Raw genomic sequence first — 8,861 nt, 5'->3', positions numbered from 1 at the left:
ACATGCGGAAATACAGCCCGGTTTCAGCGGTGCCGGAGGCCTCATCGGTCTCTAACACCGCCACCTTGAACGCATTGCCGAAGGGATGGCGACCGGTCGGTTCAACCCCGCCGTTGGCGGCAGCCAAGGCCCCACGCCCGCCGCGCACCTGCTGGTACTTGCCGGAGACCCACTGGGTGCCTTCCACCAATGTGGGCTGCCCAATTTCCAAGTGGGCGCAGTCAGCGTCACAGGGGACATTGAACCCCTCCACATAGCTGCCGCTGATGGTATTAGTGCGATCGCCTTCTGCCGGGCCAAACACCACATCCACCTGGCCCACCACCACACCTTGCTCCACGATGGGGTTGGGGAAGTTGGCGAAGGGGACATCAGCGAGACCCGGCACCTGGTTAATAACCGACTGCTGCCAGTCGCGGAAGCTTTCTAGTGGGGCCTCGATCAACCCTGGAATATCCCCTAGCCCGTACTGCTCCAGGTTGAGATCGCCCAGGCTGAGCGAGGCTAAGGCCTCATCTTGGATCACCTCGGCGATCGCAGTTTGCGGATCTACTTCTCCTTGGAGCAGGTCGGCGATTGGGGTCACCGACTCCACCGGGCGGTTGGCTAAATCCGGCAGCGCCTGCACCAAATCCCCCAGGGTTTGCCAGGCCACCAGGGCAAAATCCGCCAGCCGTAGGGCAGGCCAATCCAGCTCTACCAGAGCGGCAATCTCATACAGCGAGAACTGCTGGAGCTGAAAGCTCTCCTGGAAATCCCCTAGCTGCATGTACTGATCAGCAGTTTGCCCAGCCTGCCAGACCCGCGATGGGTCGTAACCCAGCAGACGGATCAAATCCGCTGGAGCCTCAAAGGAGCCAGACTCTAGCACCGCAGGCAGGGTGCGCAGGGTAATCTGCACCCAGTCGGGCTTGGTGCCCAAAATCTGATCCTGAATCACGGGCACAGGCGTTCCCGGCTGGAGGCTGGAGTGGGCCGGTGGCAACCGCCAGCCATGGAGCGCGATCGCCAAAATGAGAACAAAAATCCCGATCACAGGCCGCCATGGCCGCCTGCGCCTGAAAGAATATGAGGTCATGGCTTTAACCTGAGTGGAGAACCTAGAGAGCAGTTGAGTTCAAAGGCGGGTCATCGCGGGCATTAGCCCCCCACTCCGCCAGGCGGGTGATCAACTCAGGGGAAACCCCTGCTTGCTCGGCGGCAGCAGGCACGGCAAGGCCACCCTGGGTTAGCCGCAGAAAGGTTTGTAGCCGGTTCCACAAGTCCTGGTTTTGAGCGATCAGTCCTCTGGATTCAGCCACCTGAAGCCCTCGGCGCACATCCCCTGGTCCCAGTAGCGGATGGATGGGGGAGGTGGGGTTAACCACGACGGTGTGGTAGTCGGGCTCGCCGGTACCGAAGTCAATGCGGAATTCGTAGAGGCGGCGATTGCCCCCAGCTGTCTCAGTGATCACCGTCAGCAGGGTGCCGTTGGCCCTGGGCAGATTCTCGAAGGACAGCCCTTGAACCCGTCTCAGATGCACGACGGAAGGCCGCCCAGAGATACAGCCCGATTCAGCAGCGGTGGGGCAGAGCGGCTGATCAAAATCGAGGGCCACTCGGGATGGGTCATCGATCCACACCCGCACGATGCTTTCGTTCGTTGGAATAAAGCTCAGGTTGGTGCCATAGCCGGGCCACAGGTGGATGACCGGGGACTGGCTGCCGGTTAATCCTTGGGCATGGCTGGCAGAAACGGAATAGGCTGACTGGGCCTGGGCGGGTTGACGGGAAATCACCGCTAGAGAAAGCGCCCCAACCAGAATCCAGGGAGTCCAAGGTGTTTTCATAGCGCCACCGTTTGATTCACGTACACGTCGACCTCAGTGCCGGTTGGCAAATACCAGACGACGGGTCGATTCAAGATTTCATCCAGCGCTGCCTGATTCCGTGCCTCCATCTGCCCCGAGAGCTGCTCAAACGCGCCTTCGAGGATTCCGGCTAGAAGATTGGGCTCTCCGGTGTCTTGGGTGATCGCGCTGCCTCCAGCAGAGGTAATGACCGAGGAGGTCTTGGGCCGGTTCACTAGCCCTGCCGCCCGAGACAACCCGGCCATGGCCGCCATCGTGGCATCCATGCGAGCAATGTCCATCCCTGGGTCGTCGTACTTTTGTGCGATCAGAGGGGTGCCCTCCACCCCTCGCAGTTGAATGGCTCCAGCGGACAGCGGGATTTCTTGCCTAGCCTGAATGAATGAGACCACCGCCAGCTGCACCAGGCCGCTGTCCGCCACCGATGTCACCTGTACCACTAGCGACGTGTCTGCTGGTAAGCCGATCTCTTCGTCGGCAGTCAGTAGGGGTTCCGTCAACTGCACCACGAACTGAGGGCTTTCTGTCTCTGCCGCCCAGATCAAGGGCGTTTCCAGTACAGCTGGGGCTTGGGTGCCGGTCAGCAGCAGGGGCGATGTCGGGGGCAATGCCACTGGCTGGCCCTGAAGAATGGCCGCTTCTTCGGCATGGTTAATGTCACAGGATGGGGGTGGTGTGCTGACTTGAGCCACTGACGCGGGGACTGGCGTTGAAGCCGCCGTGACTAGCGGTGCAGAGGTTTCCTGCGGTAAGGGACTGCCCTGTCCGTAGCTCCCCAAATGGGACAGCGCTAGCCATCGTTCCGTTGGATCTACGACGAGTTGGGATACCGGTTGGGACACGACTGGACGGGCTGAAACCGCAGGGGAAACGGGAATTGGTCGAGGCGGTAGCGGTGCTGGGGTAGGTCGCGCCGCCACGGGTTGGGGCGGTCGTGACGGGGGTGGAGGAGCCGGAGAAAATTCAGGGGTTTCTCTGGCCGTTGGCGCTTCCGGTTGAGCCGCAGGCTCTTCATTGGCCAGAGCTTCCAGTTCGGCTTGCTGACGCCCCATTGCTAAATCGGTCAGCAGCTGTCCCCGGTCATCGGTAGAACTCAGATCCTCTTCCTCGACCATAGGTTCTGGAAAATCGGCTTGCACCTCTTCAGCCGGTGGAGAGTCGTTCTTCATCACCCCGCTGGTGAAGACGGCTAAAACCCCGATCACCAGACCCGTTCCAGCGGCGACAACACCCAGCTTGGTAAAGGGGTTAGCCGCCAGAGAAAGCTTGGGCTTGCGAGCAGTTAAGGCTTGCCCCTCAATATCCTCAGCATCCAGAAGGGGTTCTGGCTCCAGGGGGGTGGCGGGTGCAACTGGATAAGCATCCTGTTCCTCGGTAGCGGTAGGTTCTGGTAAGTGGAGACCGACCAGGTCGGCCATCTCTTGGTCATCCCACAGATTGTTGGGTGTCGTCATTTCAAGTCCTCCCGGTCAAGTTCACGGATGGCGTAGATTTGCAGGCCGGTTTGGCGAATGCTGTAGATGGCCTGCTCCAACGGGGTATCCCCATCGGGCACAGCTGGGGCAGTGACGGCCTCGACAAACACTTCCCGGTTAAAAGGGATCGCTTGGCCCAGGGCATTGGCGTCGTTAAAGACGTAGAGATGAGCCACCACCGCCACCTTCCAGCGGCCCTCCCCCACCACCTCAGGGCTGCCGACGTGGTTAATCACCATCACCACCTGACTCGTGCCCGTGAAGACACCCGGTGGCGTTAGTTCAGCCACCCGCTTCAGAAAGTCCTGGCGGAAGTCTTCGGAAAAGGCAAAGCTGGCCTGCCAACTGGCGGTGGCAATATTGCGTCTGCCCCGTTCCACCTCAATCGGTAGGCCGGGGTCGGCCCTGGGCTGACTGGCATCCTCTGCCGTAGTTGCAGGCAGGCTGCCGCTCCAGTTAAACATCAGCACCAGGGTGTCATTGACAAAGCGCCGAATGGTTTCTGGAGTGCGCTCCCGAGAGCCCATGGTGCCAACTCGAATCGCCTGCCCGTCCTGCATTTGCACCAGGGTGGGGGCATCCTGGCGGCTGATACGGCTCAAGGCACCGGCCTGAAGAAACAAGACCACCAGCATCACCAGCTGCAACCCTACGCTGCCCAAGACAAACAGAGGCAGGTAGTTGGTGTTGCGTTTCTCAATCAACTGCACCATGGGATATGTCCTTGTGAGTGAGGTCAGCGACGCACGCGGTAGGCCCGACGTCTAGCCGAGTAGCCAGGGGCACGGGCGATGCCACCCATAGCCCCCGTCCCCGCGATCACCCCAGCAGTACTGGTCAGGGCTCCAAAAACTGTCATGCCACCGCCCGACGCCAGGGCCAGAGAGAGAATGGGAGCCAGCAGGCCGAGAAAGAAAGGGGCAATCAGCGGGTGAGAATCTCCGGCATTCAGCACCGCCAGGGAGACCAGGCCCGAGAGGATGTTGAAGCTAAGCTTGGCAATGGCCAAAGAAAAGAACCCCGTGAGCCAGGCGAATAGCGGTTTGGCCCCCACTGGTAACAACGAGCCGCCCACGGCGAGCGGCCCCAGGGTGGCCGTCAGCAGTAGAGATGCCTCAATCAACCACTGAAAGGCGATGTGCAGTGCCATCAACAGGCCTCGGGTCACGGTCTGAAAACCTGAGCCCATCAACGCCCCCCCAAACCGCAGACCCGAGTCGAGGGGATTATCTCCGGCCTGAGCCGCCTCCAACGCGCGGGACAGGGCATTGGGATTGCCGGTTCTAGCGCGGTAGTCCTCGATAAACTCGCGGGCTTCAATCGCCGCTAGTTCAATGCAATTCGCCCGCTCTTCAGGGTTTTGCAGTTCATAGCACTGGTTGCGGCGCTGAATGATGGTCTGCTCCACCGAGCCTTCTAGAACCGCCGCCTGGTAGGCCTCTTGCAGCCGAATATCGGCAGCCGTGTAGGACAAGACGTCCTGGTTGACCTGGTTGATGTAGTTGCGGATGTCTAAGGTGATAGTCGCCAGGCGATCGCCGTTATTAGAGAGCAGCACAATCACCAGCAGCGGCCAGATGAAATCGGCGTAGGCTCGGCTGCTTTCCCCTTCCACCATCTGCCGCGTCCACTGGGTCATGAACAAGAGCAGGGTAGCCACAGCAAACAAAACCCCCACCCGAGCTAGGGCGAAGTAAAGGCCCCCCTGAAGCACACTGTCCCAGAGCTGGTTCCAGCTTTCAGCCACCGCTTCGGACGCGACAGCGCCGCCTTCAATGATGTCGGCGGTATCGCGGGGTAGCTGGGCGATGGGTGAAACGACGGGCCAATCCAGCAGCATGGGGCTTCACATCCAAGTTGACGTCATGACTAATAGACGTCTAGAACAAACGGGCCTGGGCGCTAATTTGCAGGGTATCGAGGGCATTGCCCAATTCTTGGAGGCGACGGGCACGGGCCTCTTGATCCAGGTTTTGAGACATGTTGGCCAGGTTGAGGTTGGTCAACTGAGCATCCTGGCGAGATTGCAGCAGTTCTGACTGCACCGCCCCGAGAATTTCTGACTGACGCGCATTTTGCTGCGCCATCTGCTTGATCGCCGCCTGGGTGGAAACAGCGGTCTGGGCTGAGTCAGCGTGCTGCTGCACCTGGCCGATGGTGTCTTCAATCCAGGTAATCTTGTCGCGGGCGGCGGCCTGTCCGCTCTGGCCTAGCACCGCATCGACCTGGGCGCGGGTGAGCTGCCGGTCAACTTCGTTGGCGGTTTCAAGACCCGCATAGATGCTGTCGGACTGGGCTAAATCGCCCTCCAAGATGGTCGCCAGTTCTGTCGAGATTTCAGACCGTACCCGATTGGGGTCAACCAGGCCCAGATCCCCTAGGGCATTTTGGATCACGCCCTCCAGATCGCCGGGCAGCGGGGTGAGCAGGCCAGAGATAGTTTGCTCGATGTAGGTTTTGCTGGTCTCAAAGGCCTGGCGGAAAATGCTGAAGATATCGGTGAAGGTGGTATCCACTTGCGAGGCGGCGGCAGGTTTGATCGGTGCCACCAGCAGGGTAGTGGACAGGAGGATAGGGATGGGTACAACGCGAAGACGCGGGTTCATGAGTGACCTCCAGTGGGTAAGGAGTTGAGCGGAAACAGAGGAACTTCGGGATGGGGATTACGCTCGGCGAACCAGCGGTCGGTGATCACCGAGAGGGGTTCACCCGATTGAATCGAGAGCACTAGCAGTCGGGCGAATTCCGCCAGGCCGGTGAAGATATCGGGGGCATGGCGCAGCACCAAGTCTCGGGTCGTTTGCTCGTCGGGGTTATTGGCCACGGCAGCGAGCTGGGCGAAGGCGGGATAGTAGCGGCAATAGGTGTAGAGACCGTTGTTGTCCAACAGCCACTGGCTGTAAATGCCCTCCCGTTTGGGAAAGAAGCTCTCGCTGGCATTGCGGCTGATGACGGTCTTGGGATATTTGAGAATGCGCTCAAAGCTATCCACCGCCATGGGCTGAATGCGGCCAATCAGGCGAGTGGTCAGGTTTTGGAAGATCTTGGCGCTAGCAGGCGATTTATGCACCGTGTCGGGATCTTGAGCCGAGATGATCACCCGAATCCCGGCCTTGGCCCCGTTGGCGCAGAGACGGCCAATCAGGGCTCCAATTTCGTCAAACTCAAACAGAATCGGGGCTTCATCGATGAAGAAAATAGACGCCGGAGCTTCGAGGGCGCGCCGCAGGGCAGCGGCATAGGCGGAAAGGGCCAGCACAGCGGCATCTTCTTCATTAGATAGATTCCGCAGGGCAAAGACCAGTAGCTGGGCATCGGTCGGAAAGCTGGAGGGAGCCGAGATCGCCCGCCCCACCCGGCTGGAAAGCCAGAACCTAAGCCGTAGATCGATCATGTCCAGAGCCTTTGCGATATTGCCGCCCACCTGGTTCAGATCCAGCTGTTCGGGCGTGCAGAAGTCGAGGAAGTCAGCCAGGGTAGGCATCTGTGCCCAGGCCGCTGAGCCTAAGCGCCCTTCCATCGCTTCCAGGTAGCGTCGCTGAATCGGAGCATCGGCGAAGAAGGCATTGAGAGCCAGCACCAAAATCGAGCGAATGGTCTGGGTCATTACCGAGCTATTGGCCCCCGAGCCCACAATCATGGTCAGCAGCGCTGACTCCAGGAACGCCTGGAAGTCATCAAGGCGTTCTTTACGCTCATCCCCCGGCAGGTGACGCAAGTCCGGCAGCTCAAACAGGTTGTTGGATTCGCGGGAGATGTCGAAATAGGCTCCACCTACCAGCTGGGTGTAGTCGGTGAAGGTCGAGGAGCCATCAGGCTTGGGAAAATCAAGGGCCACCACCGGGAAGCGGTGAGCCAGGGCCTGGGTGAGGATGCCAGAGACCAGGACAGATTTCCCGGCTCGGGTGGTGGCAAACAGGCCTAGATTCTGGTGTTGGTTGAACAGATCCAGGTGGATGGGTTGCCCGCCTTCTTCAGCAATCAGTTCAAAGCCACTTCTATCGCAGGGCTGGGTTACCACCAGCGGCATCAGCCCCGGCGCTTCGCCGGTCAGGTAGAGCTGCCGCCGCCCAAAGGGAGTCGCCATCAGCGCTTCCCACACAATCGGCAGCGTCTGAAGCCATACTTTCCAAGCGTAGTCCTGCTCGCGCTCCACCCAGGCCGGGCGGCGAAAGCAGCTCTGGATATAGCGGCAGGCTTCATCAAGCTGCTCCAGATCCGGGCGATGCACCAAAAACACCACGGCGGTGTGGATCGGTAGGGCACCCTCGAAGAGTTCTTCCTGGGCTTCAATTGAGCGCTTCATCTTCAGCTCAGCGGCCACATCCACCGAGTGGCTGTCTTCCGCCAAAGTGGCCGTTAGGTTTGACTGCTTCAGCATCCGCTGCACGGTGGTTTTCACCAGGGTTTCGTTGGCCCGAGTCAGCTGGCAGAAGATTTCGGTATCGGCCACCGTCTCGCGGGAGAGGATCTCCCATAGGTAGCGGAGTTGGGCCGACTCATTAGCCCAGCCCCCAGGTTTTTCCAAGAAGGTGAGGGGGGCCGCATACTGGCCCTTGACCTTGACCCAGGTTTTTCCAGCGGTGGGCACCCCGGCCCGAGTCAGCAGTGTGGTGCTGTGAATGTCCGAGTTGACCTGCTCATGCAGACCGTCTTGATCCAGGATGATCAGCTGAGGAATGTCGATGGGGTCACTGGCGTTAAAGCGGTTCCACAGCAGCGTCCACAGCTCCGATTCGCCAAGAGGCTTCACCGAGAGACCCATCTTGGTTGAGAGCACCTGCTCCCAAAGCAGAAAGCCGTCGGTAAAGGTCTTGGTGATCACCGTTTGCAGGCGCTGGTTTTTGGCCTGGCGTAGCTCCCCCGTAAACGACTTCCACAGGTTTTCGCCCCGGCTGATCACCTTCTCGATAATGTCCTGGGCTCCTTCAGCGCCTGCTTGGACGGTGTAAGTGACGTACAGCCGCAGAAACTTGGGTTTGCGCAGGCCCTGCTGAGTGAGTTGCTGGACTCTAGCGCGTTCAGCGGTGAGCAAGAACTTGATGGCAGCGCTGGGGGCACCGCTAGATAATCGAGCTAGATCCTGCTGTCGCTTGCAGTCTGCTGAAAACGACCCCAGGTGAATCGTCAGCCGCTCACCGTTGGGTAAATCCTTTAGCCCTGACTCCAGTTGGTCAAAGACTACCTCTACTTGCTCATCGGTCAGGGTGTTGTGGATGCCCCGACAATCAAAGCCAAACACAAAGCAGAGATGCTCGCGGTTCTTGCCCTTCGTGAGGACGTAAGCTCCTACCTGCCGCCCCCGCAGCTCGATTCGCAGCATAGCGGCGAGGTGCAGGGCATCTTCAAAGGGCGTCAACGTGCTGACGAACTGGCTGCCGAGCTTGAGTCGGTGTTTGCCGATGGTCTGTTTCATCGTGGGTAAACCTTAGATATCGAGCATAGCCGCGACTCCAGGTGGGAGTCGGCACAAATTTTGCGGTGAACTTCCAGCTCTGCCCCCCGGTGAGAATCCACCAGGTAGACATGCCCCAGG

At 59.7% G+C, this 8,861-nt stretch carries 6 protein-coding genes and 1 pseudogene; all 7 read right to left on the bottom strand.

The features are described from left to right. Positions 1–1,078 (bottom strand): annotated as a pseudogene (locus AC0QKW_RS00375) (hypothetical protein); the annotation flags it as partial. 22 nt (positions 1,079–1,100) lie between these two features. Beyond that, positions 1,101–1,829 carry a hypothetical protein gene (locus AC0QKW_RS00370; RefSeq protein ID WP_473149094.1) on the bottom strand — a complete coding sequence of 243 codons (729 nt, stop codon included), beginning with the start codon at positions 1,827–1,829 and terminating at the stop codon, positions 1,101–1,103. Beyond that, positions 1,826–3,304 carry a TrbI/VirB10 family protein gene (locus tag AC0QKW_RS00365; protein WP_473149093.1) on the bottom strand — a complete coding sequence of 493 codons (1,479 nt, stop codon included), beginning with the start codon at positions 3,302–3,304 and terminating at the stop codon, positions 1,826–1,828. Before AC0QKW_RS00365 ends, AC0QKW_RS00370 begins: the two co-directional genes overlap by 4 nt. After that, positions 3,301–4,038: a hypothetical protein gene (locus AC0QKW_RS00360; RefSeq protein ID WP_473149092.1), complete on the bottom strand. Its 738-nt coding sequence runs from the start codon at positions 4,036–4,038 to the stop codon at positions 3,301–3,303. The genes AC0QKW_RS00365 and AC0QKW_RS00360 overlap by 4 nt, the downstream gene beginning before the upstream one ends. Positions 4,039–4,061: 23 nt before the next feature. Further along, on the bottom strand, positions 4,062–5,165 hold the full coding sequence (locus tag AC0QKW_RS00355) for a hypothetical protein (RefSeq protein ID WP_473149091.1): 1,104 nt from the start codon (positions 5,163–5,165) through the stop codon (positions 4,062–4,064). Positions 5,166–5,205: 40 nt separating this feature from the next. Next, complete coding sequence (locus tag AC0QKW_RS00350) at positions 5,206–5,931, bottom strand: hypothetical protein (protein ID WP_473149090.1); 726 nt, start codon at positions 5,929–5,931, stop codon at positions 5,206–5,208. Further along, entirely contained in the window at positions 5,928–8,741 is a 2,814-nt protein-coding gene (locus AC0QKW_RS00345; protein WP_473149089.1) for a hypothetical protein, read from the bottom strand. Before AC0QKW_RS00345 ends, AC0QKW_RS00350 begins: the two co-directional genes overlap by 4 nt. Positions 8,742–8,861: the final 120 nt, after the last annotated feature.

This window comes from Pseudanabaena sp. PCC 9330, from assembly GCF_055795045.1.
Note: the sequence above shows the minus strand (reverse complement) of the source record. Positions and strands in the feature narration are given on the sequence as shown.

Coding starts and splice junctions, on each gene's coding strand:
- AC0QKW_RS00345 (WP_473149089.1), bottom strand. CDS start 8,741: ATGAAACAGACCATCGGCAAACACCGACTCAAGCTCGGCAGCCAGTTC.
- AC0QKW_RS00365 (WP_473149093.1), bottom strand. CDS start 3,304: ATGACGACACCCAACAATCTGTGGGATGACCAAGAGATGGCCGACCTG.
- AC0QKW_RS00355 (WP_473149091.1), bottom strand. CDS start 5,165: ATGCTGCTGGATTGGCCCGTCGTTTCACCCATCGCCCAGCTACCCCGC.
- AC0QKW_RS00370 (WP_473149094.1), bottom strand. CDS start 1,829: ATGAAAACACCTTGGACTCCCTGGATTCTGGTTGGGGCGCTTTCTCTA.
- AC0QKW_RS00360 (WP_473149092.1), bottom strand. CDS start 4,038: ATGGTGCAGTTGATTGAGAAACGCAACACCAACTACCTGCCTCTGTTT.
- AC0QKW_RS00350 (WP_473149090.1), bottom strand. CDS start 5,931: ATGAACCCGCGTCTTCGCGTTGTACCCATCCCTATCCTCCTGTCCACT.